Annotated in this window: 31 protein-coding genes, 1 tRNA gene and 1 pseudogene; 17 read left to right on the top strand and 16 right to left on the bottom strand. The window is 63.0% G+C overall.

All coding sequences use genetic code 11. The features are described 5' to 3' along the window. Positions 1-90: 90 nt before the first annotated feature. Positions 91-900: an SDR family NAD(P)-dependent oxidoreductase gene (locus tag XI06_RS19020; RefSeq protein ID WP_271606128.1), complete on the top strand. Its 810-nt coding sequence runs from the start codon at positions 91-93 to the stop codon at positions 898-900. Positions 901-996: 96 nt separating this feature from the next. Beyond that, positions 997-1,788, top strand: coding sequence for an aldolase (locus tag XI06_RS19025; protein ID WP_237857965.1), 792 nt, complete (start codon positions 997-999; stop codon positions 1,786-1,788). A 6-nt stretch (positions 1,789-1,794) separates the two neighbouring features. On the opposite strand, the gene XI06_RS19030 is transcribed toward XI06_RS19025, so the two are convergent. Next, complete coding sequence (locus XI06_RS19030) at positions 1,795-3,027, bottom strand: lytic murein transglycosylase (protein ID WP_237869173.1); 1,233 nt, start codon at positions 3,025-3,027, stop codon at positions 1,795-1,797. Positions 3,028-3,163: 136 nt separating this feature from the next. On the opposite strand from XI06_RS19030, the gene XI06_RS19035 reads away from it, so the two are divergent. After that, entirely contained in the window at positions 3,164-3,415 is a 252-nt protein-coding gene (locus tag XI06_RS19035) for a hypothetical protein (protein WP_237857962.1), read from the top strand. A 60-nt stretch (positions 3,416-3,475) separates the two neighbouring features. Beyond that, positions 3,476-3,625, top strand: coding sequence for a hypothetical protein (locus tag XI06_RS19040; RefSeq protein ID WP_271606129.1), 150 nt, complete (start codon positions 3,476-3,478; stop codon positions 3,623-3,625). 185 nt (positions 3,626-3,810) lie between these two features. Here the strand turns inward: XI06_RS19040 and XI06_RS19045 are convergent, their stop codons facing one another. Further along, a complete protein-coding gene (locus XI06_RS19045) occupies positions 3,811-4,332 on the bottom strand; it encodes a MarR family winged helix-turn-helix transcriptional regulator (RefSeq protein ID WP_249798021.1) in 522 nt (173 codons plus the stop codon). 57 nt (positions 4,333-4,389) lie between these two features. Between XI06_RS19045 and XI06_RS19050 the strand changes: the two genes are divergently transcribed. Together XI06_RS19050 and XI06_RS19055 are read left to right on the top strand one after the other, a co-directional pair. After that, entirely contained in the window at positions 4,390-4,869 is a 480-nt protein-coding gene (locus XI06_RS19050; protein ID WP_237857959.1) for a carboxymuconolactone decarboxylase family protein, read from the top strand. Positions 4,870-4,890: 21 nt separating this feature from the next. Continuing rightward, positions 4,891-5,388, top strand: a complete 498-nt coding sequence (locus XI06_RS19055; RefSeq protein ID WP_237857956.1) for a cupin domain-containing protein — start codon at positions 4,891-4,893, stop codon at positions 5,386-5,388. Between the two features lie 59 nt (positions 5,389-5,447). On the opposite strand, the gene XI06_RS19060 is transcribed toward XI06_RS19055, so the two are convergent. Together XI06_RS19060 and efp are read right to left on the bottom strand one after the other, a co-directional pair. Beyond that, on the bottom strand, positions 5,448-7,070 hold the full coding sequence (locus XI06_RS19060; RefSeq protein WP_237869167.1) for a M23 family peptidase: 1,623 nt from the start codon (positions 7,068-7,070) through the stop codon (positions 5,448-5,450). Between the two features lie 37 nt (positions 7,071-7,107). After that, complete coding sequence (gene efp, locus XI06_RS19065; RefSeq protein ID WP_237857942.1) at positions 7,108-7,674, bottom strand: elongation factor P; 567 nt, start codon at positions 7,672-7,674, stop codon at positions 7,108-7,110. A gap of 162 nt (positions 7,675-7,836) precedes the next feature. On the opposite strand from efp, the gene epmA reads away from it, so the two are divergent. The 3 genes from epmA to XI06_RS19080 are packed head-to-tail and all read left to right on the top strand — an operon-like array spanning position 7,837 to position 10,275. Then, on the top strand, positions 7,837-8,889 hold the full coding sequence (epmA, locus tag XI06_RS19070; RefSeq protein ID WP_237869166.1) for an EF-P lysine aminoacylase EpmA: 1,053 nt from the start codon (positions 7,837-7,839) through the stop codon (positions 8,887-8,889). Continuing rightward, entirely contained in the window at positions 8,886-9,980 is a 1,095-nt protein-coding gene (locus XI06_RS19075) for a lysine-2,3-aminomutase-like protein (RefSeq protein ID WP_271606130.1), read from the top strand. The genes epmA and XI06_RS19075 overlap by 4 nt, the downstream gene beginning before the upstream one ends. Positions 9,981-10,020: 40 nt before the next feature. Next, positions 10,021-10,275: a hypothetical protein gene (locus tag XI06_RS19080; RefSeq protein ID WP_237869162.1), complete on the top strand. Its 255-nt coding sequence runs from the start codon at positions 10,021-10,023 to the stop codon at positions 10,273-10,275. A 54-nt stretch (positions 10,276-10,329) separates the two neighbouring features. On the opposite strand, the gene XI06_RS19085 is transcribed toward XI06_RS19080, so the two are convergent. The 6 genes from XI06_RS19085 to XI06_RS19110 all read right to left on the bottom strand — a co-directional run bounded on the left by XI06_RS19085 (position 10,330) and on the right by XI06_RS19110 (position 15,814). After that, a complete protein-coding gene (locus XI06_RS19085) occupies positions 10,330-11,415 on the bottom strand; it encodes a 3-deoxy-7-phosphoheptulonate synthase (RefSeq protein WP_271606131.1) in 1,086 nt (361 codons plus the stop codon). A 234-nt stretch (positions 11,416-11,649) separates the two neighbouring features. Then, complete coding sequence (locus tag XI06_RS19090; RefSeq protein ID WP_237857930.1) at positions 11,650-12,228, bottom strand: HdeD family acid-resistance protein; 579 nt, start codon at positions 12,226-12,228, stop codon at positions 11,650-11,652. A gap of 69 nt (positions 12,229-12,297) precedes the next feature. Then, a complete protein-coding gene (locus XI06_RS19095; RefSeq protein WP_271606132.1) occupies positions 12,298-13,338 on the bottom strand; it encodes a PrsW family glutamic-type intramembrane protease in 1,041 nt (346 codons plus the stop codon). A 569-nt stretch (positions 13,339-13,907) separates the two neighbouring features. Next, positions 13,908-14,165 carry a hypothetical protein gene (locus tag XI06_RS19100; RefSeq protein WP_271606133.1) on the bottom strand — a complete coding sequence of 86 codons (258 nt, stop codon included), beginning with the start codon at positions 14,163-14,165 and terminating at the stop codon, positions 13,908-13,910. A 129-nt stretch (positions 14,166-14,294) separates the two neighbouring features. Beyond that, on the bottom strand, positions 14,295-14,921 hold the full coding sequence (locus tag XI06_RS19105; RefSeq protein ID WP_237857918.1) for a PilZ domain-containing protein: 627 nt from the start codon (positions 14,919-14,921) through the stop codon (positions 14,295-14,297). Positions 14,922-15,148: 227 nt separating this feature from the next. Beyond that, positions 15,149-15,814, bottom strand: coding sequence for a hypothetical protein (locus XI06_RS19110; RefSeq protein WP_237869160.1), 666 nt, complete (start codon positions 15,812-15,814; stop codon positions 15,149-15,151). A 529-nt stretch (positions 15,815-16,343) separates the two neighbouring features. On the opposite strand from XI06_RS19110, the pseudogene XI06_RS19115 reads away from it, so the two are divergent. Together XI06_RS19115 and XI06_RS19120 are read left to right on the top strand one after the other, a co-directional pair. Further along, positions 16,344-16,514 (top strand): annotated as a pseudogene (locus XI06_RS19115) (glycosyl transferase); the annotation flags it as partial. A gap of 64 nt (positions 16,515-16,578) precedes the next feature. Continuing rightward, on the top strand, positions 16,579-18,168 hold the full coding sequence (locus tag XI06_RS19120; RefSeq protein WP_271606134.1) for a hypothetical protein: 1,590 nt from the start codon (positions 16,579-16,581) through the stop codon (positions 18,166-18,168). A gap of 16 nt (positions 18,169-18,184) precedes the next feature. Here the strand turns inward: XI06_RS19120 and XI06_RS19125 are convergent. Continuing rightward, positions 18,185-18,259 (bottom strand) — tRNA-Glu (locus XI06_RS19125). Positions 18,260-18,487: 228 nt separating this feature from the next. On the opposite strand from XI06_RS19125, the gene XI06_RS19130 reads away from it, so the two are divergent. From XI06_RS19130 to XI06_RS19140, 3 genes are read left to right on the top strand one after another with little or no spacing between them, the layout of a single operon-like run. Beyond that, positions 18,488-18,742, top strand: a complete 255-nt coding sequence (locus XI06_RS19130; protein ID WP_128951962.1) for a PilZ domain-containing protein — start codon at positions 18,488-18,490, stop codon at positions 18,740-18,742. A gap of 57 nt (positions 18,743-18,799) precedes the next feature. Continuing rightward, a complete protein-coding gene (locus tag XI06_RS19135; protein ID WP_271606135.1) occupies positions 18,800-19,030 on the top strand; it encodes a hypothetical protein in 231 nt (76 codons plus the stop codon). 7 nt (positions 19,031-19,037) lie between these two features. Further along, entirely contained in the window at positions 19,038-19,205 is a 168-nt protein-coding gene (locus XI06_RS19140) for a hypothetical protein (protein ID WP_237857911.1), read from the top strand. A 118-nt stretch (positions 19,206-19,323) separates the two neighbouring features. Here XI06_RS19140 and XI06_RS19145 read toward each other — a convergent pair whose 3' ends face one another. Further along, complete coding sequence (locus tag XI06_RS19145) at positions 19,324-19,962, bottom strand: glutathione S-transferase family protein (protein WP_271606136.1); 639 nt, start codon at positions 19,960-19,962, stop codon at positions 19,324-19,326. A 25-nt stretch (positions 19,963-19,987) separates the two neighbouring features. Here XI06_RS19145 and XI06_RS19150 point away from each other — a divergent pair, with 25 nt between their 5' ends. Next, positions 19,988-20,284, top strand: coding sequence for a hypothetical protein (locus XI06_RS19150; protein ID WP_271606137.1), 297 nt, complete (start codon positions 19,988-19,990; stop codon positions 20,282-20,284). Between the two features lie 82 nt (positions 20,285-20,366). Here XI06_RS19150 and XI06_RS19155 read toward each other — a convergent pair whose 3' ends face one another. Continuing rightward, entirely contained in the window at positions 20,367-20,819 is a 453-nt protein-coding gene (locus tag XI06_RS19155) for a VOC family protein (protein ID WP_271606138.1), read from the bottom strand. Positions 20,820-21,280: 461 nt separating this feature from the next. Here XI06_RS19155 and XI06_RS19160 point away from each other — a divergent pair, with 461 nt between their 5' ends. Then, entirely contained in the window at positions 21,281-21,850 is a 570-nt protein-coding gene (locus tag XI06_RS19160) for a PIN-like domain-containing protein (protein ID WP_271606139.1), read from the top strand. Between the two features lie 5 nt (positions 21,851-21,855). On the opposite strand, the gene XI06_RS19165 is transcribed toward XI06_RS19160, so the two are convergent. Next, positions 21,856-22,200: a hypothetical protein gene (locus XI06_RS19165; RefSeq protein WP_271606140.1), complete on the bottom strand. Its 345-nt coding sequence runs from the start codon at positions 22,198-22,200 to the stop codon at positions 21,856-21,858. Between the two features lie 733 nt (positions 22,201-22,933). On the opposite strand from XI06_RS19165, the gene XI06_RS19170 reads away from it, so the two are divergent. After that, on the top strand, positions 22,934-23,113 hold the full coding sequence (locus XI06_RS19170; protein WP_237874265.1) for a hypothetical protein: 180 nt from the start codon (positions 22,934-22,936) through the stop codon (positions 23,111-23,113). A 16-nt stretch (positions 23,114-23,129) separates the two neighbouring features. Here XI06_RS19170 and XI06_RS19175 read toward each other — a convergent pair whose 3' ends face one another. Next, positions 23,130-23,474, bottom strand: coding sequence for a hypothetical protein (locus XI06_RS19175; protein ID WP_237874266.1), 345 nt, complete (start codon positions 23,472-23,474; stop codon positions 23,130-23,132). Then, positions 23,474-24,565 (bottom strand): IS5 family transposase, encoded by a 1,092-nt coding sequence (locus XI06_RS19180; protein ID WP_271606143.1) that lies wholly within the window; start codon positions 24,563-24,565, stop codon positions 23,474-23,476. Before XI06_RS19180 ends, XI06_RS19175 begins: the two co-directional genes overlap by 1 nt. Between the last annotated feature and the right edge of the window lie 5 nt (positions 24,566-24,570).

The raw sequence follows: 24,570 nt of genomic DNA on the forward strand, positions 1-24,570 counted from the left end.
GAAAAGTGCGAAGCGGTTTTACGGCGAGATCATGCGCAAAAAATAAATCGCCTCAAACAATAAACGTCAAACAACAAAATGGGAGCGAACATGGTAGGGCAGGTTGAGGGCAAGGTCGCACTGGTGACGGGTGGCGCCTCAGGTATTGGCGAGGCCATCGTCGAGCTGTTTGCCCGCGAAGGCGCAACTGTCGTCATCACCGACATCGATGAGCTGCGCGGCCCTGAACTCGCCACGCGAGTGACAAAGGCCGGCGGCAAGGCGATCTTCCTGGAGCAGGACGTCACCAACGAAGAGCGCTGGATCGAGATCACCGCCGAGATCGCCAAGCGCTATGGCCGGCTTGATATCATGGTCTCAAACGCCGGCATCGGCATTGCCGTGCCGTCGATTACCGACATGACGCTCGCCGACTGGCGCAAGCAGAACGCGATCAACCTCGACGGCGTGTTTCTTTCCGTGAAGCATTGCCTGCCCTTGATGCGCAAGCATGGCGGCGGCTCGATCGTCATGATGTCCTCGCTCGCGGGTCTGCGCGGTGCGCCGGGCCTCTCGGCTTATTCGGCGACCAAGGGCGGTGTCCGGCTATTCGCCAAATCGATTGCGATGGAGTGCGCGGCGGCCGGTGACGGCATCCGCGTCAATTCGGTCCATCCCGGGATCATCGACACGCCAATCTGGGGCAAGATCCCGACTGGAGCGACCGGTGCCGGCCAGAATGCACCGATCGATCCGGAGGAGCGCGCGAAGGTCGCGACCCCGCTCGGCCGCACCGGACAGGCCGCGGAGATCGCCTCCGGCGTGCTGTATCTGGCGTCAGATGCCTCGCGCTACGTCACCGGCAGCGAGCTCGTGATTGATGGTGGCATGAATGCCGGCGGGGTGCCGCGGCGGGCGTGAGACGTGCAGGGCAGAGTGGCGGCTGCAGGGGCTGACGCGCAGGCGTGGGCCCTGTAAAACGCTGTCCTCTCCTGCCCGAAAGAGGTCTCCTTCGCCATGGCGCACAGCCTTCACGCCTCCTCACCAGCGCCCGTTCGTTCGAACCGGCCGGACCTCGCCACCGATGCGATCCGCACTGCGCGCGAGGATCTCGCCGCCTGCTTCCGTATGGCCGCGCGCAACGGTTTTGAGGAAGGCATCTGCAATCACTTCTCGGCCGTAGTGCCCGGCCATGACGACCTCTTTCTGGTCAATCCTTACGGCTACGCCTTCCGCGAGCTGACCGCGTCAAAGCTGCTGATCTGCGATTTCCACGGCCACGTGCTCGATGGCGACGGCGAGCCGGAGGCAACCGCGTTCTACATCCACGCCGAGATGCACAAGCGCCTGCCGCGCGCCAAGGTCGCCTTCCACACCCATATGCCCTACGCCACGGCACTGTCGATGACCGAGGGAGATCCCTTGATCTGGGCCGGCCAGACAGCGCTGAAATTCTACGGCCGCACGGCGGTTGATCGCGACTACAACGGACTCGCCCTCGACAACAGTGAAGGTGCGCGTATCGCGTCGGCGGTGGGCGATGCCGATATCGTCTTCATGAAGCATCACGGCGTGATGGTGCTGGCGCCGACGATCGCAGAAGCCTGGGACGATCTCTACTACCTCGAGCGCGCTGCGGAGGTGCAGGTGCTGGCGATGTCGACCGGGCGAAAGGTGCTGCCGGTCGATCCCGTGATCGCGGCCGCGACCTACAAGCAAATGCGAGAGGGCGATTCCGAATCTGCGCGCCTGCATCTGGCCGCGATCCGCCGCCAGCTCGACGCGGAAGAGCCGCAGTACCGGCACTGAGGTCGGCTACGATCCCTGCCGCAGCTTCGCCAGCACCTTCAGCCCTCCGTAACCATCGGCGGGTGCGATGCCGGCACGCTGCTGAAAATCCTTGATCGCCTTCATCGTGTCGTTGCCGACACGCCCGTCGGTGCCGCCGGTATCAAAGCCGGCCTTGGTGAGCCGCGTCTGCATCTCCTGAACTTCGGCAAGCGTCAGCACGCGCTCGGAGCCGGGGAAGGGTTGGATGAAGGGCGGCGCGCCGAGACAGCGGTCGCCGAGATGGCAGATCGCGAGCGCATAATTCATCGAGGGATTGTAGCTCTTCACCGCATAGAAGTTCGGTCCCAGCAGGAACGTCGGCCCGCCCGCAACCGGCGTCCACATTTGCGCGGACACATTCGGCTGCGGGAACGCCTGGCCGTCGGCGCGGGTGACTCCGGCTGCCTGCCAGGCTGCATAGGTGCGGCTGCCGCTCATTTCGCCAGGGGAGCGCACCTCGTAGCCCCAATGCTCGCCGCGGCGCCATTTGCCCCTATTGACAAGATATTTTGCCGTCGATCCCAGCGCGTCGTCGGGTTTGCCGAACGGTGAGACCTTGCCGTCGCCGTCATAGTCGATGCCGACATTGAGCCAGACCTCCGGCATCCATTGCGAATTCCCCATCGCGCCGGCCCAGGAGCCGCGCATCTCCTCGGGCGTGCTCCAGCCCTTGTCGACGATGCGCAGCGCATTGATCAGCTCGGCCTCCCAATAGGCCTTTCGTCGCGGCTCGTTCCAGGCAAGCGCGGCGAGCGAGGGAAACACAGGCGTCATGTGATTCTGCTGCACCAGCGGATCACCGTAAGCGGATTCCACGCCCCACAGCGCCAGCAATGTGCCGCGCTCGACGCCGAAATCTCGTTCGATGCGCGCGAACAGCGCTTCGTTGTTTTTCAGTGCGATCTTGCCGTTGATGATGCGCCAGTCGGAGACACGGCGGTTGATGTATTGCCAGACCTGCTCGTGAAACTCCGGCTGGTTGCGCATCTGCTTGAACACGCTCATATCAGGCTCGACCCGCGCCATCGCGCGCTGCCAGGTCGCGGCCGAAATGCCTTTCGCCATGGCGCGTGCACGAAAGCCTTCGCGCCATTCGTCGAAGCCTGGCGGCGACGCAAGCGCCTGCGTCGGCGAGGTGAGCACCGCCGCTGCGCCAAGTGTGGATTGAATCAGGGCGCGGCGGGTGATGCGATTGTCCGAGGAATCAGCTTGTTTCATGGGAGCATTGTAGCCGGAATCATGCAGCCGTGGGGCGGTTCCTGGAACAAGGAGCGTCTCATCCATCCCGCATGTTCCGTCAGGAACAAAGTGTCGCACGTCCGCATTCTCTTCAGACAACACTGAGGAGGACAAGATGCGGAAATATCTGTTTGCGGCGGCCATGGTTACGGCAATTGCGGCTCCGGCGTTCGCGGATGAGGTCGGCGTTCACGTCGGTCCTGTCGGCGCCGGCGTGACGGTCGGCGAGTCCCATGAGTATCGTGATCGCGATCGCGACCGTACCACCGTGATCAAGGAGCGCGAGCCCGCCGAGCGTAAGACGGTGATCAAGAAAGAAGACGAGTTCGGCAATCGCAGCAAGACCGTGATTCATCACGACGATTGACGAATTAGGGCCCCGGCCGATCGCCGGGGCCCGCCTTTTTCAACGAGATTTTGGGATGGGATGAAGATACACGCGCATGCGGAAAGCCATGTCGTCGAACTCGACGACGGATCGTGCTGGCAGATTTTTCCTGGCGATCTCGCGGCGACGCTGAGCTGGAAACCTGAAACCGAGCTGCACCTGGCGCCCAGCGGCGACCGGGTTAGTTAGCATGTGCTGGTCAACTGCACGGACCAGAGCCGCGTCCGCGTGATCGCCGCAGGCGAAGACTGGCCTCACGGTGAGGTTAAGAACATATTGAAGGGCGGATAGATCTTCAAGGTGACGGCGCCGCGGGCGGCGATTTCGGCGGGTGCGATGGTGGCGGCGACGGAGGAGGCGGCGACTAGCCCCGCCTAGTCCTCTTGCAACTCCGTCGCGACATTGGCGAGCCATCGGCGAATGCTTGCCTCCGCCTTGGCATCGAGGCCATTGGCCAGACGCTTCTCCAATCCAATCACACGCTCCCTGCAAGTCCTGAGGAGTGTCGATCCGCGCGGTGTCAGCGTCCATTGCTGGATGCGGCCATGCACGGGGTGCGGCGTCATCGCAATCGCGCCGTCGCGCTCGAGGTTGCGGATGATCACGCCCACGGTCTGCGGGGTCAGGAAGGTGAGGCGGGCGACGTCGGCTCCTGACAGGCCCGGATAGGCGTTCAGCATGGTCAACACGGCGAATTGCGGCGAGGTCACGCCGAGATCGGCCAATGTGCGTTCCATCTTCAGCCGGACGGCCGCGTGGGCTTGGCGCAGCAGATAGCCGAGATAACCCTGCTCGCCACGCTTGCCCTCGCCGGGAGCGGGTACGCGCACCGCAGCCTCCTCGCTCGATGCCCTTTGCTCCAATTTCGATTTCGTGATGCCGGTCGGCTTGCGCATAATATAAGAGCTCTTATAAGATGTAAGTAGTCTTACAATATCACGAGGTGAACCGCAATGTCGCACGCGCGCAGCGAATACGAGGATTTCAAACGGATCGCGCCCGATGCGTATGATCTGGTGTTGGCACTCGGTCAGGTCGCGGCCAAGGCCGGGCTCGACAAGCAACTGCTCGAGCTGGTCAAGCTGCGTGCCTCGCAGATCAACGGATGCGCCTTCTGCGTACAGCATCATGTTCTTCTCTCGGAACGGCTCGGGGTGCCCGCCGACAAGCTGCATCTCGTTGCGGTCTGGCGCGAGGCTCCGATCTACTCGGCGCGCGAGCGTGCGGCACTGGCATGGGCCGAGGCACTGACTTTGCTGCCCGACCGCTTCGGCGACGAGGTCTATGACGAGGTGCGGCGCGAATTCTCCGAGACCGAGCTGATGTACCTGACGTCGGCAATTGCCTCGATCAATGTCTGGAACCGTTTTGGCGCGGCCTTCCGCTGGACGCCACCGAAGCGGCAGGTCGCCGCCAATGCAACGGCATCCTGATTAAGACGAGGGGAGATGATCATGACGGCTATGAATCTGGCGGCCGCGCCACGTCAATCGCGCTCGATGGCGCTCGCCGTCGTCGGCGGACTTGCTTGCGCATTCGCGATCGGCAAGGTGCTGCCGGTGACGATGGACACCGTGTCGGGCGCGCTCGCACCGCTGTGCGCGACCGCTGCAGAAAGCTCGCCGCTCGATAAAGTCGAGCCGATCGGCTCCTACGCGCTGCCCAACGTTCCGGGCAAGCGCGTGACCATCGTCCGCGTGTTCTACGGCCCGGGCGGGTTTTCGCGGCCGCATCGCCACGCCGGCTCGGTGACCGCCTATATCACCAAGGGCGAGATCCGCTCCCAGCTTGGTGGCGGTCCGGTCGAGACGTTCGGTGTCGGCCAGTCCTTCTTCGAGCCGCCAGGCGCAACGCATCTGGTCTCCGCCAATGCCAGCACCACGGAGCCGGCCGAACTGATCGCCGTATTCGTGGCGGATGAGGGCGCGCAGCTCACGACGTATTTGGATTAGCTGGCCTGTCGCATCCCTTATGTCGCTTCGCTCGTCCGGGATGCGATCGACGTGGCCGGTCAGTTCTCTTCGCTGCTCGACCCCTCACGCGGATCAGGCTTGATGACATCTTCGGGCAGCGCGTGCGCGACCGGTTGCGGGGTGCCGGCGATCTCCGTGCCGATCTCGCGCCCGCGGGCGCGGATCAGGCGCTCGTAGGCCGAGACCAGCGTGACGTAGGGGCTGACCCAGATCCAGCCGTCGCGGGTGAACACCTGGACGTCGAAATGCAGGTGCATCGACGTGCCTGCGGGATGATCGAGATAGTTCGAGATCACGCCGATCTTCTCGCCCTCGGTGACGACGCGGCCATTGAGCACTCCGTCGGCATTCAACGCCTGCGGATTCATGTGCATGTAGCGAAAGCGGATGTGTTCGGTGCGGCTGTTGACTTCGAGCGTCGCAGCCTGGTCCTTGGAGGCCCGGATCACCATGGCGTCGCGCACGGCAACGACGCCGCGTTGCTTGGGATCGCAGGGCTCGCGGGCATCACCGGTCGAGGGGCAGTCGGCGGCGCGGATGTCCTCGCCCTGGTGGCCGAAGCCGCCGCCGCATTGCCAGACCTCGAAGCTGCGGGACTCGCAGAAATTGTCGCGCCAGGGATAGGCGGTCGGGCCGTCATCCTTGTCGCGCTTGGCGTAGGATTGCGAATGCACGAAGGCCGGCGCCTTCTCGAGCGGGAAGCGGATCTGCGCATAGGCCATCGCATCGGGATGGCCGCCCTGTTTGCGATAGCCGGTGTTCGGGATGATGTCGCCGCTGGGCCGGTAGCCGAAATCTGCCGAACGCGCGGCCGGACGATCGATCACATATGAGGCGACGTCCATCAGCGGCCGCATGCGTTGACCGCCTGCGACATGCAGCGCCTTCAGGAAGCGCTCGGCGACCGGGTAGGCCTCCTTGCACGCGAGCCGCCGTGGTTTTGCGACGCTGTCCAGGCACTGGATCGACACCACATAGGCCACGCCAAACCGCGTGAACGCATAGCGCACATAGCCTTCGCGGATGAACTTGCGCAGATCCGGATAGATCGAGGCGAGCGGCTTGACTGGCTCGCCCTTGCCGCCGGCGGGATCGGCGATGTCGTAGACGAGGGCCGATCCCGTGATCTGAATTTCGACCGGCTTTGCGAACACGCGGGTCGGCATGCCGTCGCCGGCGCCGGGCTCGAGTGAGAACGTTGCGCTGTAACCGGCAGGGCCGGCGTCGAACATGTCGACGGGATTGAAATCGGCCTGGTAGCGCGAGAGCGCTGATGTGGTGGGAGGACCGTTGCGTTGCGCCTCCCGATAGGCGGCAGCATCGAACGGCAGCAGCACGGGAACCGAGCTGCGGGCAATGCCTACGAAGAATTGCGAAGAGACCGCGTTGAGCTGCACCAGCGCCGGCATTCCGCGTGGATCAAACCGCGGGACGGAACGGCGGGGCACGAAGATGAAATCGCCTGCGATCTGTGGGCGGCTATTGATCTCGGTGCGGAGCTGGTCCAGCGCTGCGCGCCAATCGACGCGCAGGGCTGTGAGGGAAGGGCTGCGGATCTCGTCCGCAGCGACGGGCGAGGCGGTGAGGAGTGCGAGCGACGCCAGGAGCAGCGAGACGAAGCGGAAACTCTTCCCAACCACTGTCTCGCCCCCCGGCGGCACTTGCCCTGATCCTCGATCCCTTGGCTCAGTCCTTGGCCTAGTCCTTGGCACGCTCGGAGTAGGAGCCGTCTTCGGTCATCACGACGATGCGGGTGCCGACCGAGATGTGCGGCGGCACGGTGGTGCGGATGCCGTTGGACAGCACCGCCGGCTTGTAGGACGACGAGGCGGTCTGGCCCTTGGTCACCGGCTCGGTGTCGACCACTTCCAACGTCACGCGCTGCGGCAGCGCGAGCGAGACCACGTTGACGTCGTGGGTCGACAGCTTGACGGTCATGTCCGGTTGAAGATACGCGGCCGCGTCGCCGACGACGTCCTTGGAGACCTGGACCTGATCGTAGGTCTCGGGGTTCATGAAGTGGAAGCCGTCGCCATCTTCATACAGGAACGTGAAGTTGCGCTCTTCGATGGTGGCCTTTTCGACCTGGTCGGTGGTCTTGTAACGCTCGGAGATCTTTACCCCGTCCGAGATTCGGCGCATTTCGATCTGACTGACCGGCGTGCCCTTGCCAGGATGGATGTTCTCGGCGCTCACGACGACATAGAGCTTGCCGTCTTGCTCGATCACGTTGCCCTTGCGAATAGAACTGGCGATGACTCTCAAAGCTATATTTCCTGCTTGCTTGGCCCGGCTCAGGCCAGGACGTGGTCAAATCGATGGGGGACTTGGGGCCTCAAATCAGACCTCGGCACCCGTTTCGGGCCGCAACATACTGATTTTGCCGTTGGATGCCAGCACTTTGCTGCCCCAGGGGACGGTCGGGTAATGGCTGGGGACAAGCCGATATCGCCGTTCTGGACCCCCTCACGGCACCTCGACCGGCGGCCCTTCCTCCAGGCCAGGGCGGCCATTACCGGGGCTGTCAGGGGCTTTTTCACCGAGCAGGGCTTTGTCGAGGTCGAAACCTCCGTTCTCCAGGTCTCCCCGGGCAACGAGACGCATCTGCATGCCCCCCGGACTGAGATCGTCCGGCCCGATGGCACCCGGGCCAGCAGATATTTGCGGACTTCGCCCGAATTCGCCTGCAAGAAGCTGCTGGCAGCCGGCGAGGAGCGGATTTTCGAGTTCGCCCGGGTTTTCCGTGACCGCGAGCGCGGCGATCTGCATCTTCCCGAATTCACCATGCTGGAATGGTACCGGGCGGGGGCCCCTTATGATGCCATCATGGCCGATACGGTCGTTGTCATCGCTCACGCCGCACAGGCGACCGGAATCGGGACCTTCGCCTTCCGGAACCGGACCGCCGACCCCTTCGCGGAGCCGGAGCTGCTGACCGTTGCCGGCGCGTTCGAGCGCTTCGCTGGGGTCGACCTGCTGTCGACAATCTCGGGCACCAGCGGTAAGCGGTCCGCGCTCGCCGCGGCGGCCGCTGGCAAGGTCCGGGTCGCCGAGGACGACACCTGGTCGGACATCTTCAGCAAGGTCCTGGTCGAACATGTCGAGCCGCATCTGGGGCAGGGGCGTTTGACCATTCTGTTCGAATACCCATCTCCCGAGGCGGCGCTGGCGCGGGTGAAGACAGACGACCCACGGGTCGCAGAACGGTTCGAGGTCTACGCCTGCGGCGTCGAGCTCGCCAACGGCTTTGGCGAATTGACCGACGCCGAAGAACAGCGCAAGCGCTTCGCGGAGTCCATGGCGGAGAAGCAGCGCCGCTACGGCGAGGCCTATCCGCTGGACGAGGATTTTCTGGCCGCGGTTGCTACAATGCCAGAAGCCAGCGGCGTCGCGCTCGGCTTCGACCGGCTGGTGATGCTGGCAAGCGGTGCAACACGGATTGATCAGGTGGTGTGGACACCGCCTGCGGATGAGAGATGACGAAGACCAATATTGCACGAACATTGCGCGAGCCGTCCGAGCTCGTGGCTGCGGACCTTGCTCCTGCCACTGCGCTGCCCGCGCTGGAACGCGTTGCCGCCCGTTATGCGGTCGCGATCACGCCGGCGCTGGTCGAGCTGATCGACAGCTCCGATCCCGATGACCCGATCGCGCGCCAGTTCGTTCCGACCGCCGCGGAGCTTGAGATGCAGCCGGGCGAGAATGCCGATCCGATCGGCGATCACCCGCATTCGCCCGTATCAGGCATCGTGCACCGTTATCCCGATCGCGTGCTGTTCAAGCTCGTCCATGTCTGCGCGGTCTATTGCCGCTTCTGCTTCCGCCGCGAGATGGTCGGTCCCGGCAAGGAAAACGCGCTCTCGGACAACGCCTATCGCGCCGCGATCGACTACATCCGTGCGCACAGCGAGATCTGGGAGGTGATCCTGACCGGCGGCGACCCCCTGATGCTGTCGCCGCGTCGCATGAGCGAGATCATGGCCGATCTCGCTGCAATCGATCACGTCAAGGTCATCCGCCTTCACACCCGCGTGCCCGTGGCCGACCCCGCGCGTGTCAGCGAGGACATGGTCGCAGCGCTCAAGGTCGAGGGTGCGACCACCTGGGTAGCGCTGCATGCCAACCATGCACGCGAGCTCACCGATACGGCCCGCGAGGCCTGCGCACGGCTGGTCGATGCCGGGATTCCCATGGTGAGCCAGTCCGTGCTTTTGCGCGGCGTCAATGACAACATCGCCGCTTTGTCGGATTTGATGCGTGCTCTCGTCGAATGCCGGATCAAGCCCTATTACCTGCATCACGGCGATCTCGCGCCGGGCACCGTACATCTGCGCACCACGCTTGTGACCGGGCAGGATCTGATGCGGCAGTTGCGCGGGCGAGTGTCAGGCCTGTGCCAACCGGATTATGTCATCGACATTCCGGGAGGCGCCGGCAAGTCGCCGATCGGACCGAATTATGTGTTGGCGGCGCAAAATACCGCAGTCGATGCGGGTGATGCCGTAACGGAAACGCGCTATCGTATCGTCGACTATTGCGGCGACGTTCATCTTTATCCGCCTGAGACGTGAGCGGTCGGGGAACGCCGGTTTGAGGAATGGAGGAACGGATATGAAGAAGATCATGCTCGTAGCGTCGCTCGTGGTCTTGCTTGGTGGAGCGGCGGTCGCGCAGACCGGCACCAAGGGATCATCGTCGTCAGGCGGCGCCACGTCGGGAACGCTGCCTTCCGCGCCCGTCGGTCATCGTCAGCCGCGTGCCGGCGACGTGCCAAGCGAGAAAAATCTGAACGACCCGAACAATCCCGTGAACAAGGAAGACGCTCTGCTCGACAAGAAAATCAAGAGCATCTGCCGCGGCTGCTAATAGCAAGAGCGGGCAGGGCGCGAACAGCATCGCCCCACCCGCTTTTTGCCCTGATTACGCGGAGCGCTCGTGCAGTCCGGCGCGCGCGGTGTTGCGGCGGATTTCGACTGCATCAGCGAGCTGCTCGAGCACGGTAGCCGTAGTCGCCCAATCAATGCACCCGTCGGTGATGCTCTGGCCGTACACGAGCGGCTTGCCTGGTACCACATCCTGACGGCCCGCGACGAGATTGCTCTCGATCATCACGCCCATGATACGATTCTCGCCTCCGGAGATCTGTCCGGCAATGTCGGCCATGACCAGCGGCTGGTTTTCCGGCTTCTTGCTCGAATTGGCGTGGCTGGCATCCACCATCACCAATGGCGCGACGCCGGATTTTGAAAGCTCGTTGCAGGCCGCCGCGACGCTTGCCGGGTCGTAGTTCGGCTCGGCTCCGCCGCGCAGGATGATGTGGCAGTCCTCGTTGCCCGCGGTCGAGGCGATCGCGGAACGGCCGAGCTTCGTCACCGCCATGAAGTGATGCGGATGCGAGGCCGACTTCACCGCGTCCGCGGCGATCCGCACGTTGCCGTCGGTGCCGTTCTTGAAGCCGACCGGGCAGGACAGCCCCGAAGCGAGTTCGCGATGGATCTGGCTCTCGGTGGTGCGTGCGCCGATCGCGGCCCACGAGACGAGGTCGGCGATGTACTGCGGCGTCGTCATGTCGAGGAATTCGGCCCCGGCGGGCAGGCCGAGATTGTTGATGGCGGAGAGCACGTTGCGCGCGAGCCGCAGGCCCTTGTTGATGTCGAAGCTGCCATCGAGATCCGGGTCGTTGATCAGGCCCTTCCAGCCCACGGTGGTGCGCGGCTTCTCGAAATAGACCCGCATCACGATCTCGAGCTGGTCGGCGAGGTCCTCGCGCAAAGCGGCGAGACGCTCGGCGTACTCAAGCGCGGCCTTGGGATCGTGCACCGAGCAGGGGCCGACGACGACCAGCAGCCGGTCGTCATGGCCGTTGAGGATGGCGTGAATGGCGTTGCGAGCCGCCATTACCACACGGGTTGCCGTGAGGGTGCGCGGGACTTCCCGCATCACGTCCTCAGGCGTACTCAGCTCTTTCAGTTCGCGGATACGAAGATCGTCGGTCGTGCTCAGCACGGCGGGCTCCTGTTTGTTTCGAGAACCTGCCGGCCAATAAAAAAGCCGCCAGGTCTGGCGGCTGTTCGGACTTTTGCTTCAATAACTTAGATTGAGCGCGATCCTCCTGCCGCCAGCAAGCTGTCGTAGCTAAAGTACCAAAAAAAGCTGGTGGCGACGGTGATCATGGTTGGTCATATAGCGTGCCGCCAGCGGGTTGTCACCCCCCGTCGGCGCACGCGTGCGCGATGTGCCTCAACTGTTGCTTTTGCGCGCCGCCAGCGCCATGCCGATCAGGGTGGCGCCGCCGAACAAAAGGTTGATGCCGACGAGCACGCCGATGGCCCATTGCGATGAGCTCGGCAGGCCCGTGATCACCATGAACGCGATCGCGATGTCGACAAGGCCCGAGATCAACAGCCACGACCAGCGGCCGCTCAGCTCGCGGCGATGCTCCAGCGCGTACATGATGGTGGTGACGCCCTCGGCGAGGAAATAGGCGCCGAGTACGATGGTCAGCGTCAGCACGGCTTGCATCGGGCGCGCCAGCAGCAGCATGCCGGCGAGGACGGCGAGGGCCGCCGAGATCAACGACCACCAGAAGCCCGGCGTCGCGCGCGCCCAATAGGTCACGATTAGTCCGCCGATGCCGCTGATGAGGAACATCCAGCCGAGGAAGATCGTGATGGCGAGGCTCGCGAGCGGCGGCAGGATCAGCGCGGCAATGCCGAGGACGGCGAGCAAAATGCCTTCGAACAGAAAAGCCTTCCAATGCGCCTTCACCGCCTGACTCATCGCGGATTGCAGCCGTGAATATTCCTCAGGCGATGTCATTGGCAAGCTCCAGATCGAAAGATGCGCGCTTAATCTAGTACGCGCACACCGCGCTTGCCATGCGGTGGATCAACCGCCGCCGTGCGCTGACGAAAAACCGTTGCCAGTTGTGCGGATGCGGTTGCGGCCGAGCACGTAGATCGCGGTCGTAACGACCAACAACGCAAGTCCCAGCAGAATCGAGACGAAGCCGATCGGGATCAGGGCTAGCGTCAAATTGCGCTCGGGGTTGACGAGCCAGTGGTGGATCGAGGTCAGCACGAAGGCGAGGCCAAGGAAGCCGACGCCGCCGCCGGCGAGCCACAGCGCCCACATCCGGCGTAGCTGGCTGAGACGTTCCCGCGCGATATCGGTGCGGGGCGCATGATGGCGGGCGACGCGCCGCACCAGTCGCATGGCGAATGCAATCGAGCTGAAGCCGACCAGCAGGCTCGCGCCGCCGAGCCACATTCGCAAGTTAGGATCGAGGTCCGGCATGCGCTGGAGCGTGAGCAGCGGGAAGTCGAACGCCGAATGCAGTGCCAGCGGGCCGGCGAAGATCAGCAGGCGGCTGGAGAGGCGGGCCCAGTCGCGGTGATGGCGGTTCGCGCCTAGCGCCGTGCCGGCGCGCGCGATCGTCAGATACGCGCCGGCGATGATGCCGAGCGCGCCGTGGAACGGCACGGTGAGCACGCTGCGTAGCGCCGCTAGTGATCGCCACATCTCGGCATGTTGCACCAGATAAGCGAGGTTTTCGTAGGCTGCGAAGCCGAGCCCGACAGCGGCGCCATAGACCACGGTATCCATGGGATTGGCGAAGGTCCGCCGCTTGGTCGAGGACACCAGCACGATCGCGATCACCTTCACGGCCTCCTCGGGCAGCGCGACGCCGAAGACCGAGTGCATGGCGAGCGCCGCCCAGGGATTATCGGGCGCGGCAACCATCTTGGCGAAGGGAGCCCGGGCGAGGCCGAGAAGCGAAATGCTGGCTGCGCCGAGCAGGAATGCCGTCCAGACCTGAGCGGGCGGTCCGGGACGTTCCTCGGCGGCAATCACAAGCCACAGCATCAGCAGTGCCGGGGCGATGGCGGCCGTTCCGATGACGGTGGGTAAAGCTTCAATCAGGTACATCGGCGTCGAAAATAGGTTCCCTTGGCCGGCTTATCCACTCGCAGCAGTGCGACCATCTGTCATGCGCCGGCTGTCAGGTCGCTTAACAAGCTCGACAGCTCGCGTTCATCAGGACCCCTACGTGTAGAATACCAGCGCGATCAATTGCATGACACGACCTCCCTGCCGTCGATGGTAACAAGTCCCGCGTCTGCCCTTGGACCGGAATTGCTAAGTTAGATCAAGATGGTGCGCCAGTTTCTTCGATTTACGATGCACGTCTGCGGGCAGCGAGTCCAGGGGTGGCGACGAACCTCCCCCGGACAACGCTCGGCCGGCCTGAGGACCTAGTCACGCTTGGTTGGGCGTTGGCGCGGCGGTGACGCAATTCGGCGGGCTCGGATCTGCTCCAACTCCCAGAGGGCACGTACGAGGCACGTGCCAAGGCAGGAGACCAAAAGGAACAGCAGGAAGGCTTGGTCGACGGCTGGGATCTGCATCATGACAATCATTAAGCAATGCGCATGCCATGGGTTCCCGTTCTCGCCTGTGCTGGGACGCATAGGCGGCAAGGCCCGCGCTTCCGACGCTCAATGCGTGGTGAATGGCAATGGGGTGTCGGGCGCAACATCGAAAGCGCCGAGACGGAATTCCCCGGCGATGTTCTCGTCCGGCTCGGATGCGCGTGCGAGCAGCGTGAATGCGGCTCGCGGGTATTGCTTCCAGATATTCAGATCGCCGGCCGTGATCGTCAACCAGCCGAACGTGTACATGTACCGTCCGGGCTCGGTGACCCGGCCGACCCGGTCCCAAGTAATCTTGTCAACCGTGATCCTGTCGACTGCCATCCGGTCCCCCGATCGCAAGTCTTCAAATGACGTCCGGCACGCCGGACCGTCAAAGGCTGATCCTGCATTGGGGCCGGGTTAGGGCAGCGATTGATGGGCAAGGATCGCAGGAGACTGAGCCCACGGCGATTAAGCTGGCTGCAGCACGGCCTGGCGAACGAGCAAACGGACGAGGTCGTCGCGCTCCTGCTTCTCGGCGAACTTCACCGCAAAGCCATTGTCGAACTTGCGGATGACGCGACCGACGCAGGCCCCGACGGCAAGCGGGGTTCCGATCGGCGGGTCGTATTCGCAGGAGATCGCGACGCCGGCGGTGGAGACGTCGATGATGAAACAGGAATGGCTGCTGCCGTCGGCGAGCGTCAGGATAGTGTGGGAGGCCTGCGGTACGAAACGCGCATCGCGCCGCAGCTCCTTGATGCTATCGTCCCTCTGCTTTTTCTCGAGCCAGGTCAGCTTTTCCGACATCCAGGCGCGACGCGCCCGCGTCATGTCGAGCTCCATCAGGAAGCCCGACTTGAGCGTCGCGCTGATGGTGCACTGGAATTCGCCGAAATCCTGGAAGTAGGAGGTCACGCGCTCGCCGATCTTGCCGACGACCGGCACGTCCACGATCATGCGGAACGGCGAGACGCGCTTGGTGCGGCAGGCGAAGTTTCGCAGCTTGCCCTCGCAATCGTACCAGCGATGCAGCGAATAGCTGCCGCTCACGCTCACTTCCACTGCTCGCTGCCTGAGGAATTCTGCGACGGACATAAGCGCCAGATTGTGTTTCGGATTGTTTCCGTAATTCCACGGTAGCAATCAAATTCTAAGCAAATGATACCGGAGCTCAGGAGCAGGGGTAAATTTCTGGTAAATGGGCGCGCCGATTGTGTGCCGGGGGTGGCGGCAAAACGTCCCGGTTATAGGGCGCGTGCATCACAACGGCGTCATCGCGACCGCTCAGGCCATTTTGGCCTCCCGCGGATCGGACGAGGTCTTCAAACAGTGCCGAGCAGCACCACCAGCAGCAGCGCACCGATGGCGATCACGAATTTGATGGTCGTAAAAGTCAGGCTGTCGACCCCGATCTCCCATCCGAGTCGTAGCCGTGCACGTCGCATCGCAAGCGATCCGAGCGCTTCGACCACGGAGAGCGCAAGGGCCATGCCGGCGATGTAGGTCCACGACTGCGACGGCGGCAGGAGCGGCGCAAGCCAGACGGGGGCGGAAGTTCGCAAGCACGCGAGCAGGGCGATCCATCCGATCCATGACGCGAACCCTTTGATGAGGTCGGGCCCAACCGTATCGGGCTCGAACCGGACGCCGACCGCCGCGAAGGCGCCTTCGATGCGCTCGTCGTCGGCCAAGAACAGAAACGCACCGAGATAGAGAGGAATGCGCGACATGCACAGAATGGCGATTGCGCCGAACAGGACGACATAGCCGAAGAGATCACCGAGGATGTCCAGGCCGCTCTTTTGTGCCGACATGGGTGCGGCGGCGGGCTGATGCTGGGGCGTCGATCTGGCGCGCGCCATGTGCTCCAGCATCTTGGCGCGCCGGTCCGGTGAATATGCTGCCGTGCGATGCATCCAGGTGGGGGGCGCGCTCGTCGTCGACGAGATGCCGGACTGGTCGTTCGTGGTGGATTTGGGCTGCTCCATGCGCCGAACCAGATCTTTCAGTCCGTGACGCCATCGCGGCGGGCGAGGCGGTTTCCTTCCGACATTGGTCGAAGGTGAGGGGCAGGGAGGTTCATGCCGGAACGCGATCTATCTATCGCCGGGCGGGGCAAAGCTGCCCGTCGACGTTCTAGCCGGGACCTCTTTCAAAGCCCTGATGCCAGACACATCCAGCAAGCCCTCGTCGACCATCTTCCTGTTGATCTCGCCCTCCAGTTGCGCTTGTGTACTGCGAGGTCTGGGGGACCATATTGATGCCTATTTTCACGGCCGCTGCGTTTTTTGCAGCAGCGTTTGATTTTGCAGTTGGTTTCAGTTCGAGCAGGCTCAACCGGGCCTTGCAATGGACATGACCGTAGCGTCCGGCTGCCTGTCGCCGCGAAAAGCGGGCATTCTCGATCACGCTGGGCGCGTCGCCACGGATCGCGTGGCGTGGCGCGAGAAAAACAGCTTTTTCCACCGCGAGGACGAGCGTTATCTCCGGTTTCTGATTCCGGCCGGGAGTCGCGTCGGCGATTTCGACCTGATCTTCGGCGCATCGAAGCTCAATCTGAAATCGGTGGATCTGCCGATCCGCTACGCAGCACGCACCTATGGCGAGACCCGGATCTCGAGGTTTCGACACGGCTGGATGTTGCTGAAGATGGTGGCTTTCGCCTTCCTCAAGATCAAGGCGATCTAGGTCGCGGACAATGTCAGACGATTGCTGCTTCCCTGACGCCCGCCTGAGCGGGAGGATCAGAACCTTGCTGATCCTCATCGTCCCCGCATTGTATCTGGCGGCGACGTTGCTCTATTCGGCCTGGCAGGCGGTGTGGGGCGTCCAGGTCGATCCGGAGTCGGCCTACACCATGAACGGGCTCGTGGCCGCTGCCGGGTATGGCTCGCTGAAGTTCGATCATCCGGGAACGACCACGACACTTCTCGTCGAGCTGATCGTCAGAGGCTGGGCCTTGCTCGCCCGGGCCGACGATATCGTCGAATTCGGGCTCAAGCACTACGATGCGATCACCTATGCGGCGCGGACATGCGAGGCGCTGGTTCTCACCGGTGCGTTGCTGGCCGGTGGGCTGATCGTCGGCCGGACCACGCGCAGCGCCATTGCTGCGATGCTGTTTCAGGCCGGCGCGTTCGTCCATTCCGATTCGTTCCACTATCAGACGGTGCTCGCGCCCGAGAGCCTCATGGTCGCCATCGCCCTGTTCGGCATGGCGATCGTGGTCAAGGCGACGCTCGACGAGCATCCGCCGGAGACGCGCCTCGGTGTCGCGTCCGGATTGATTTTTGCGCTCGGGTTCGCGACCAAATATCTCTATCTCCCGCAGGCGCTGTTTGCCGTGTGCCTGCTCAGAAATCGGCGCGCTTTCGTCGCCGCCTTGATCACCGGGGCGATCGGCTTCGTTGCCTTCAGTCTGATCTTCAATCCGGGAACGATCACGCGCGGTTTCGGGTGGCTTGTGCAAATCGCGACCCACAAGGGCACTTACGGCGAAGGCGAGCCCGGCTTCATCGACTTCAAGACCTTCTGGTCCAACATGCGCGAGATCGCGGCATCGGCGCCGTTCGTGACTGGCGTCTACGTTGCTGCCGCGGTGGTGGCGCTGGCGTCGTGGATCAAGAACCGGGCCTGGCGGGAGCCGGTCAACCTGTCACTCGGTGCCGCCGTGCTGATCTTTGCCGCCCATCTGGTGGCAACGTCGAAGCACTTTGCGCTGCACTACATGATGGCGTCCTGGGTCCTGACCGGCGGCGTGCTCGTCCTGGTCGTGGTGCAGATCAGACGTCTGCTCCCGGCCATCCCGTCGGCCGCGCTGAGCCTCGTTGCCGGCGGCCTGTGTGTTGCCATGGGTGCGACAACACTGATCGACGCGCGCGCTACGGCGCTGCAATCATCCGCCCTGAACGCGATCGGGGCCAGGCTCTCGAAGGCCGTGGTCACGGCCGGCCCCGCCTGCGCCAACGTTTCCGGCATGTTCACGCGCGCGCCGGAGAACAACGACATGAACCACGGCTGGGACATGACGCTGCGGCCGTGGGGCGACCAGCCGATGCGGGAGCGGTTCTCCAAAGCCTATGCCGGAGCCTTCACGGTCCCGCTGCTGGACCACAACACCTACACCCACGTCCTGAAGAACGACTTTCGTCCCTACAGCTATGAAAGGCTGGCGGCTGACTATCCCTGCCTGATTGTCCGCTCGGCGGTGGAGCTCGATGCCGAGAATTCGATCGGGCTATTGGCCCTGAAGCCGGACCATTGCGTGATCGAGGGGATCCACGTCTATACGGTCGGGCTCGCCTGCGCCAAGGTGCAGGGCGAGTTCGCGGCTGGGCGGTGAGGGGAAGCCTGGTGCGTGGCGCTCCCTAGCGGAATCGAACCGCTCTCTCCACCGTGAAAGGGTGGCGTCCTAACCGATAGACGAAGGGAGCAAACGCAAGGCCACGCCGCACCTGGCGACAGGCCCGCTGGCCGGCCGAGTCGTGCCCGGCGGCTTGCAGCGGGCGAACGTATAGTGGCCTTTGCGGCCGTGGGCAAGCCGTTCCGGCAGGCTCTTTGGGCCCCGGTGGATAGCCGGCCCCGGGCTCGTTCGGGACGTGATTGCAACGGTTTCTTAGGGTTCCCTGGGCTAGCGCTGGGGGCGGGAGATCTTTTAGCCGATGCCTCAGCCCAAGAAGCGCGCAGCCCGCAAGCTGCTGTCGCAGCACGCCTGGATCACGCTCGACGGCGGATTCGCGGCGCGGCATTGCCTGGTCCAGGACATCTCGGCCTCGGGGGCCAGGATCACGCTGGACGAGGATGCCAGCCAGCTTCCGGGCGTGATCCGGATGGCCTTCGCGCGGGATGCGCGGACCGGGCGGAGCTGCCAGGTGGTCTGGCGTCGCGGCAAGTCGGCGGGCATCAGGTTCCTCTGAACTGCCGCTGCGGCCGTCCGGATAGCGCCCGGTAGCCTGCCACGCTACAAGGGCCGCATGCGTACCCTTCTCATGCTCGTCCTGCTCGCGATGACCACCGCCGCCGCGGCCGAGACCCTGCGCCTTCCGTCCACCGAGCCATCGGCCAAGACCCTGCCGCTCAAGGGCACCGGTGGGACGGCGAAGGCCAACGCCTGCGCCGCCTATGGCCGGGGCTTCACCATGGTCGAGGGGACCTGCGTGAAGATCGGCGGGACGGTCAGCGTCGACACCGTGGTCAGGCACTGAGGCGGCGATGTCACCGGATCTGGTGCGGCTCGATCTTCTCGTCCCCGCGCTGATGTATTGCGCGCTGCTGTGGTGGGTCGGCCGCGGGCTCTCATGGCCCGCAAGGCTGGCGACCGCGGTGGTGACCCTGGCGCTGATCGCCATCGTCGTGCTGGTCGAGCGTGTCAGGCGTTAGGCCTTTCAAACCAAAACGCGAAAACAACCCCATGCACAGTAGACGCCGGGCGCGAGCCGTTTTGCGCGCCAACGGCAATTTTGCGCGCGCTCTCCGTAGCTTAAGCCGCGCCGGCGGCTCACGACATCGGCGGGGCCACATGCTGGGCAAACCCGGGCCGCTTGCCGAGCCCGGCGAGCCACCGCGTCAGGTTCGGCTGTGCCGGTCGGGTGATGCCCTCGACGCCGAGCCAGCGCCGCGCATAGGCGCCGATGGCGATGTCGGCGAGCGTGAACGCATCGCCCTCCATGAACGGCCGCGAGGCCAGATGGTGGTCGGCGATCGCCCAGACCTCGGCGGCGGCATCGGCATCCTTCTGCGCCTTGACCATGTCGCGCTCGGCCGGCGGCGTGCGCACGATGCCCCAGAACACGGGGCGGTCGACCGGCTGCACCATCGACAGCGTCCAGTCGAGCCAGCGGTCGACGCCGGCGCGCCGCTTCGGCGCCTCGGGATAGATTGGCGTGCCGCGTCCATGCGCCATGCAGAGATAGCGCATGATCGAATTGGACTCCCACAGCGCGAAGTCGCCCTCGACCAGCGTCGGCACCCGCGCATTCGGGTTCATGGCGAGATAGCCGGGCTCGCGGGTCTTGCCGTAAGCCATGCCGGCATCGATGCGCTGATAGGGCAGCTCGAGCTCGGTCAGGCACCACAGCACCTTCTGCACGTTGACCGAATTGGCGCGGCCCCAGATCGTCAGCTGTGTGTCCGGCATCGAGCGTCTCCCGCGGCGTTCCCGTTTGTTTGAGCATGATCTTTTCGGAAAACCGCTTCACACTTTTCCGGATCATGCTCTGCCGCGGGTGATAGCCGAATTCGCAGCACGCAGCGACGGGCATTGCCGCGCGTCTCTCATGCAAAAAGCTCCGCTCGGGGGAGCGAAGCTTTCCTTGCAGGCCAGCCGAATGCGCGACATCAGCAAAATGCGTTTGCGCTTGAGACAAACGCAAAATGCGTTTGCTCAGGAATCAATGGCCGAAGAACAGCCACAGCAGAATGATCACCGGGATAGGCACGCCCAGCATCCACAACAATAAACCGCGTCCCATTGTTTCCTCCTCCAATTGCATTGTCCTGGAGTGAACGCGGGGGAACGACGGTGGTTCCTGCCGATAGCGCCTACCAATGGCCGGTATTCGGCATCGACGCCCACGGCTCGGCCGGCGCCTTCGGCTCGCCCTTCTGCAACAGCTCGATCGAGTGCAGATCGGGCGAGCGGACGAAGGCCATGTTGCCGTCGCGCGGCGGCCGGTTGATGGTGACGCCAGCCTTCTGCAGCTTCGCGCAGGTGGCGTAGATGTCGTCGACCTCATAGGCGAGATGGCCGAAGAAGCGGTCCTCGCCGTACTTCTCCTCGTCCCAATTATAGGTGAGCTCGACCAGCGGCGCGCCACGCGTCTGCGGCTGCTTCTTCAGCGCCTCGAGATCGTCCGACGAGCACAGGAACACGAGCGTGAATCGCCCCTTGTCGTTCTCGATCCGCCGCACCTCCTTCAGCCCCAGCGCATCCTGGTAAAACTTCAGCGCGACATCGAGATTGCGCACGCGCAGCATGGTGTGGAGATAACGCATGGTTGTTGCTCCCTTTGGGTCTTCGGAGGGTTTTGCTTTGGGCCGGAACGGCGGGGGAGAGATAGCAGGAAAGTGGGGGGAGGGGCAGGGGTGTACGTCTCCTCGAAGGCCCTGCGACTTGCACATCCGCGTGGAACACGCTTCTTAGTCTACGTCATATTGACGGATAAGGAAGCCGGGAACGATTTCGTCCATACAAACCACGCTTGGGATCTGCAGGTACTTAGGCACACCGACCGGCCGGTGATGATCCGAAATATACGAACAATCGCGTGGCGCGGGTGCATTTTGACTGCTGCTCCGGTCGAGCACTCCTCGAAGCTGGAGTGGAGCTTATATATTGTAGCGGCACGGCCCGCATCTGAAGCAGATCGTTGAGTAGATCGCGCTGCGGGAAGAATGGTTGTGTCGGCGCCGCTTCACTTGTTAAGTGTAGCGGAAGGGTAAGCGGAGCAGCTGAGATGACCGAGGACAATGAATCCGCAAAGGATGCTGGAGCGGTAGCCGATCTAAGCGATCCAAATTTTTTGAGGAAAGTACTACCCGATCCAAAAGGATTGTTCGATCAAAAGCAGGCTCCAATCGTCGACATAAAGGGAGATTGTTTGGTTGTCCTCGACGCGAACATTCTTCTTCTTCCCTACCAGCTCAACAAGACCACGCTTGACGCCGCAGCAAAGGTTTATACCGCGTTGCACGCCCAACAAAGGCTGATAATCCCAGCTCAAGCTGCACGTGAGTTCGTCATCAATCGAGCTAGCAAGATCGGCGACATCGTAGCCTACCTTAAGAAGGAGGCAAATGCGTTGAAGAAGCCGCTGGCCGACAAAATCGGATTTCTGGAAAACGAGCCGGAATATAGTGATCTTAAAAAGATCTCGTCGAGCATTGAGGATCTTCAGAAGCAATTCAGAAAGAGAGCATTCGCGATCGCTGAATTGCTCTCAACCGAGATCGGCAACGATCCGACATCTAAGGTATATGCTGGGTTGCGCGATGCAGTCGTGGAGTATCCTCTAGCAGGGTGTTGAAGAACTCAGCCGCGTTCGCAAACGAAGGCTGAATCGTCACCATTGTGGATGTAGAAGTGGCCGACGAGCCTGCCCGCAGTGCCGATGGTAGGCCATCCGCGACCGCAGGACGGGTCATCTTCGTCGTGCCCTTGCCATGAGAACTCGGCGCAGGCCGATCCGTCGCGGGTGCCGTACCGGACGTCGAGAAAGCCTTTCAGCGCACCGAAGGCGATTTCACCGTCGGACTTGCCTTCGAAGGTGAGATGCGCCTCTTCGACGAGGTCGAGGAAGTCGCTGTCCCAGACGTCCATCTCGACGATGCGCCAGCGGCCGACAAAGGCCTTGGCGAAGCCGGGCGCCTTGGCCATCAGCCGGTCTCCGCGAGTCTGCACACGGATCTATTCTTGGTCTGATTAGTCCGACAGACATCACGATCAAAATGTGCGCCGAGACAAAAAGGTGGTGCATCAGCTATCTCGTTCACTGACCGCATTCCAACAACTGGTCGACGAAACCTCCAGCCGTCAGCTGATACACCCCGCGTCGACGTTGGGTTTCGGGGCCACTGCCGACGAAATTTGGGCAGCGGTAGGCTGCCGGCTTGTGTCCTTTGCTGCGTGAAAACAAAGAGTCGAATAGATATCGTCTCGGGGATTTCGGAGACGATCGATGCGACGGTTCATTGAACGCGCGGATCGCGTTCAATCAACGTTTTTGCCGGAATGTCTCGAGTATTGGGTCGGCGGGAGCAATCCTCTTCGCGTTGCCGATGAGTTTGTCGAAAACTTGATCTCGACGGGATGCGCTTTGAGGACATCGACCGTTGGCGACCGGGCGACGCGGCGATCATCCAGCGGTGCTGTTCAAGGTGTTGGTCAGAACTAGCGAGCTACGCGCAGTGGATGCGGGTGAAACCTAGGGCACAACCGAAGCAGCAGAAATGTTGGGAGTTGCTTCCACAGCGTGCCGAAAGCAAGCTTCTCGCTAACCTTTTCACTCCACAGCCGGTTCCTAAGCTCATAATTGCACAGACAAAGTGTGAACTGGCTGACAGAGAATTGGCATATTGCTTGCTACAGAGAGATGGCAGGGAGAAGCTGTATGGAAACGAAACAATACTTTCAAGCTAAGTCGGCGTTTTGCGTTGAGCGTTCGAAAATGCAGGGCGAAGACGAAGTCTTTTGGATGGCCGAGGCCGACTTAGTAAAGCGGCTTGCGATCAATGCTGAACGGCAGCGCAAGCTAGCCGTCCGGCATGCAGGTAACGGTTTGTCGGCCTAGCAGGGTGTTGAAGAACTCAGCCGCGTTCGCAAACGAAGGCTGAATCGTCGCCATTGTGGATGTAGAAGTGGCCGACGAGCCTGCCCGCAGTGCCGATCGTAGCCCATCCGCGACCGCAGGACGGGTCATCTTCGTCGTGCCCTTGCCATGGGAACTCGGCGCAGGCCGATCCGTCGCGGGTGCCGTACCGGACGTCGAGAAAGCCTTTCAGCGCACCGAACGCGATTTCACCGTCGGACTTGCCTTCGAAGGTGAGATGCGCCTCTTCGACGAGGTCGAGGAAGTCGCTGTCCCAGAAGTCCATCTCGACGATGCGCCAGCGGCCGACAAAGGCCTTGGCGAAGCCGGGCGCCTTGGCCATCAGCCGGTCTCCGCGATCAGCTTGGGCAGCCGCACCAGATTGTAGGCGGTTGCAGCGAAGGTAAAGGCCCATCCGACGCGATCACGGCCACGGAAGCTGGTCTTCTCTTGCCCGGCGACCGTTTTGATCCAGCCGAATGCCTCCTCGATCCGCTTGCGGATGCGCTGGCTGGCGGCATAGCCATCGTGCCGGGTCGTTCGCCCGTCAATTGCAGAACTACGGCCACTGGTGTTCTGTGCAACATGCGGCGTCACGTTCATCGAGCGCAGCTCGTTGACGAAGTCTTCTGCGTCGTAGGCTTTGTCGGCGCCAAGCGTGATCGCTGTCGGCCGGTCGGCACGAGACTCGATCATGTGCAGCGCGGCCACCCGCTCAGCATGCCCGTCGGCCTGCGTCAGGCAAGCGTCGACCAGTAGGCCGTGGCGGTTCTCCATCAGCCCATGCCCGATGAAGCACAGCTTCGTCTCCTTGCCTTTACCCTTGCGGTCGAGCCTGGCATCGGAATCGGTGGTCGAAGCATGGGTGTCGTTCGAGCGTTTCTGACCATGGAAGTCCGCATCGGCATTGCGCCCGCCGCCTTGCGCCGGCGGCTCGCCAGATCTGTCCTTCGGCTTCACGCTCTTCATCGAGGCCCAGGCCTCGATCAGCGTGCCATCGACCGAGAAGTGATCGTTCGACAGCAGCTTCTTCACCTTGGGCTGCCCCAGCACCGCCGCCAGGAACTTCGCCGCGATGTCGCCTTCCAGCAGCCGGTCGCGGTTCTTCGAGAACACCGAATGGTCCCAGGCTGCGTCGTCGACGCCAATTCCGACGAACCAGCGGAACAGCAGGTCGTATTCCAGCCGCTCCATCAGAAGCCGCTCCGAGCGGATCGAGTAAAACGCCTGCAACAGCATCGCCCGCAGCAGCTTCTCCGGCGGGATCGACGGCCGCCCAATCGGCGAATAAAGCGCGGCAAACTCGCGCTCCAGCGTCGACAGCGCCTCGTTCACAATCGTCCGGATCGCTCGCAGCGGATGATCACGCCGGACCCGCGCCTCCAAGTCAACGTAGCTGAACAGCTCGCCCGTTCGAATGTCCCCGCCGCGCACGTCCC

Source organism: Bradyrhizobium sp. CCBAU 11434 (assembly GCF_028128895.1).
Classification (GTDB): Bacteria; Pseudomonadota; Alphaproteobacteria; order Rhizobiales; family Xanthobacteraceae; genus Bradyrhizobium; species Bradyrhizobium zhengyangense.

Coding starts and splice junctions, on each gene's coding strand:
- XI06_RS19040 (WP_271606129.1), top strand. CDS start 3,476: ATGAAGATACACGCGCATGCGGAAAGCCATGTCGTCGAACTCGACGAC.
- XI06_RS19175 (WP_237874266.1), bottom strand. CDS start 23,474: ATGGCCAAGGCGCCCGGCTTCGCCAAGGCCTTTGTCGGCCGCTGGCGC.
- XI06_RS19095 (WP_271606132.1), bottom strand. CDS start 13,338: ATGTACCTGATTGAAGCTTTACCCACCGTCATCGGAACGGCCGCCATC.
- XI06_RS19105 (WP_237857918.1), bottom strand. CDS start 14,921: ATGTCCGTCGCAGAATTCCTCAGGCAGCGAGCAGTGGAAGTGAGCGTG.
- XI06_RS19090 (WP_237857930.1), bottom strand. CDS start 12,228: ATGACATCGCCTGAGGAATATTCACGGCTGCAATCCGCGATGAGTCAG.
- XI06_RS19135 (WP_271606135.1), top strand. CDS start 18,800: ATGCGTACCCTTCTCATGCTCGTCCTGCTCGCGATGACCACCGCCGCC.
- XI06_RS19110 (WP_237869160.1), bottom strand. CDS start 15,814: ATGGAGCAGCCCAAATCCACCACGAACGACCAGTCCGGCATCTCGTCG.
- XI06_RS19100 (WP_271606133.1), bottom strand. CDS start 14,165: ATGGCAGTCGACAGGATCACGGTTGACAAGATTACTTGGGACCGGGTC.
- XI06_RS19025 (WP_237857965.1), top strand. CDS start 997: ATGGCGCACAGCCTTCACGCCTCCTCACCAGCGCCCGTTCGTTCGAAC.
- XI06_RS19055 (WP_237857956.1), top strand. CDS start 4,891: ATGACGGCTATGAATCTGGCGGCCGCGCCACGTCAATCGCGCTCGATG.
- XI06_RS19045 (WP_249798021.1), bottom strand. CDS start 4,332: ATGCGCAAGCCGACCGGCATCACGAAATCGAAATTGGAGCAAAGGGCA.
- XI06_RS19075 (WP_271606130.1), top strand. CDS start 8,886: ATGACGAAGACCAATATTGCACGAACATTGCGCGAGCCGTCCGAGCTC.
- XI06_RS19160 (WP_271606139.1), top strand. CDS start 21,281: ATGACCGAGGACAATGAATCCGCAAAGGATGCTGGAGCGGTAGCCGAT.
- XI06_RS19145 (WP_271606136.1), bottom strand. CDS start 19,962: ATGCCGGACACACAGCTGACGATCTGGGGCCGCGCCAATTCGGTCAAC.
- XI06_RS19020 (WP_271606128.1), top strand. CDS start 91: ATGGTAGGGCAGGTTGAGGGCAAGGTCGCACTGGTGACGGGTGGCGCC.
- XI06_RS19130 (WP_128951962.1), top strand. CDS start 18,488: ATGCCTCAGCCCAAGAAGCGCGCAGCCCGCAAGCTGCTGTCGCAGCAC.
- XI06_RS19035 (WP_237857962.1), top strand. CDS start 3,164: ATGCGGAAATATCTGTTTGCGGCGGCCATGGTTACGGCAATTGCGGCT.
- XI06_RS19050 (WP_237857959.1), top strand. CDS start 4,390: ATGTCGCACGCGCGCAGCGAATACGAGGATTTCAAACGGATCGCGCCC.
- XI06_RS19140 (WP_237857911.1), top strand. CDS start 19,038: ATGTCACCGGATCTGGTGCGGCTCGATCTTCTCGTCCCCGCGCTGATG.
- XI06_RS19155 (WP_271606138.1), bottom strand. CDS start 20,819: ATGCGTTATCTCCACACCATGCTGCGCGTGCGCAATCTCGATGTCGCG.
- XI06_RS19170 (WP_237874265.1), top strand. CDS start 22,934: ATGGAAACGAAACAATACTTTCAAGCTAAGTCGGCGTTTTGCGTTGAG.
- epmA (WP_237869166.1), top strand. CDS start 7,837: ATGGCTGGGGACAAGCCGATATCGCCGTTCTGGACCCCCTCACGGCAC.
- XI06_RS19080 (WP_237869162.1), top strand. CDS start 10,021: ATGAAGAAGATCATGCTCGTAGCGTCGCTCGTGGTCTTGCTTGGTGGA.
- XI06_RS19030 (WP_237869173.1), bottom strand. CDS start 3,027: ATGAAACAAGCTGATTCCTCGGACAATCGCATCACCCGCCGCGCCCTG.
- XI06_RS19165 (WP_271606140.1), bottom strand. CDS start 22,200: ATGGCCAAGGCGCCCGGCTTCGCCAAGGCCTTTGTCGGCCGCTGGCGC.